The sequence below is a fragment of the Polaromonas sp. P3_C2 genome (assembly GCF_056402675.1).
This window is the reverse complement of sequence record NZ_JBFUGX010000900.1, coordinates 1-1,393: the sequence shown is the minus strand read 5'-3', so window position 1 is coordinate 1,393 and position 1,393 is coordinate 1. Positions and strand designations below refer to the sequence as shown.

Annotated in this window: 1 protein-coding gene; it reads right to left on the bottom strand. The window is 54.4% G+C overall.

The features are described 5' to 3' along the window. Nucleotides 1–498: 498 nt before the first annotated feature. Nucleotides 499–1,393: tyrosine-type recombinase/integrase (locus tag AC1DWI_RS23185; protein ID WP_477725922.1), on the bottom strand; the 895-nt coding region annotated here is incomplete at its 5' end.

The following is a 1,393-nucleotide window of genomic DNA, read 5'->3' as shown; positions in this document are numbered from 1 at the left end:
GTCTTATGACGGTTGCCATGTGCAGTCCATCGCACTAGAACTATGACAAATAGGAAAGAATGGTTTCGGTGCGCCAGAAATTACGCCCACCATCTTGTCCATCAGGCTTCGGAAAGGTGCCCGCATTCAGGCGGGCATATAGGGTGCTGTGGGATATCGCACACAGAGCTAATACATTCGCAGTGCGAAGTCTTCCCGGTTGCGTAATATCAATTGAGGGAGGTTTAGGCGCGACGTGGCCGCGAGCGCGGTAGTCTTTTTTTGCTGGCAATACGATGCTGGACATAGATTTCCATGGGTCAATTGAAAACGCCGCTGGTAACACTAGAAAGCCAAACGGCTCGATCTAATGCAAACCAACGGCGCTAAGCCATTGCCTGATGAACTACAGGTCCTTTGCGTATTTTGGAGAGGTCAGATACAGACAGCCCAGCGGCGAATCGCTGTCGTATTTGCTTCCGGCTGCGATTCTATATCCGGACAAATACAAGCGCAACTTTACGCAGCTTTTAGCGAAATTATTTTGGCCCCGCGTTTTAGTCCATCCAAATAATCGGCCCATTGCTGCATCATTTGGCTTCGCTGTTTTACATACTGGGTCCGGTTATAGGCGCGACCGTTCGCATCCTTCACCGCGTGCGCGAGCTGCGCCTCAATCACCTGAAGATCGCATTCGAGCCGCTCAGCCAGCATCGTCCGCGCTGTAGCTCTGAATCCATGCCACGTCTGGATTTCGGAGGTGTATCCCAACGCGATCAGTGCGGTTCGAACAGAGTTCTCCGAAATGGGTTTCTCATGATTTCGTTCGCCCGGAAAAACTAACGCCCCATGTCCCGTCCAAACGTGAAGCTCACGCAATATCTCAACTGCTTGCTTGGGCAAGGGGACAAGGTGCGGATCCCCGTTTTCTTTTCCGTCCTTCTCGCGCTTCATACGAGCGGCGGGTATTGTCCACATCCCTTCATCTAAATTGATCTCGCTCCAAGCCGCTGCACGTAGCTCCCCGGGACGCTGAAAAAGCATAGGGGCCAGTTTCAACGCAGCACGAACGACCCGCCCGCCCTTGTAAGCATCGATTGAACGCAGCAATGGAGCCAATGCGTCTGGGTCCGTAATCGCAGCGAAGTGCTTGCCACGGTATGGCGTCAGCGCGCTCTTGAGGCCCACCGATATGTCCCGGTCAACCCGGCCGGTAGATACGCCATATCGCCAGATCTGACCCGCCAGCATCAAGCATCGGTCAGCCGTTTCGAATGCACTGCGCGCCTCCACTTTTCGAACCACAGCAAGCAGCTCAGGAGGCGTAACCGAACTCATCGAGCGATCACCCAACCACGGGAAGACTTCCCGCTCCAATCGACGCAAGGACGTCGCGGCGTGACCGTCGCTCCAT